Here is a 510-nt window from a genome sequence, read left to right on the forward strand (position 1 = left end):
CGGGTCTGCCGATAGCTATCGTGGCCGTCGCGTTTTTCCTGGTCGCACGGAAAGCCGCGACAACCCCACAGCCGATGCGCTGGCCCGAAAAGTTGCTGTGGCGCACGATCGCCCTTGCCGTGCTGGTCACGCTGGTGGTGGTTCTGGCCGGTGGCGTCACCCAGTTTCGCGATCGTTGGGTGCTGCCCATATTCGTCCTTTTGCCCGCCGCCCTTGCCATGCGTTTTGACGCGATCGGCCAAAGGGGCGGACAAGCGCAAGCGACCATCGTCTTTGTCGGCGCGGTCCTCGCGATCCTTGTGCTGCCGGTAAGCTGGTACATGCACGTGAACGGCGGCGACAGCCGCGGCGGCATCGTACGCATGGACTACCGGTCGCTTTACGACCAGATCAGCGCCGACGGTCCGGTCAAGACCGTGGTCTCGAGCTGGTTCTGGATCGGCAATCTGCGCCTCGTCGACGCCGACCTCATCGTGCTCGATGACGAGATACCGGACTTCGCCCGCTTCA

At 63.7% G+C, this 510-nt stretch carries 1 pseudogene; it reads left to right on the top strand.

Annotation, left to right across the window (positions count from 1 at the left end):
• Positions 1 to 20: 20 nt before the first annotated feature.
• Positions 21 to 510 (top strand): annotated as a pseudogene (locus EN786_RS36045) (glycosyl transferase family 39); the annotation flags it as partial.

Origin of the sequence: Mesorhizobium sp. M4B.F.Ca.ET.143.01.1.1, assembly GCF_004792275.1 — a bacterium.
Classification (GTDB): domain Bacteria; phylum Pseudomonadota; class Alphaproteobacteria; order Rhizobiales; family Rhizobiaceae; genus Mesorhizobium; species Mesorhizobium abyssinicae.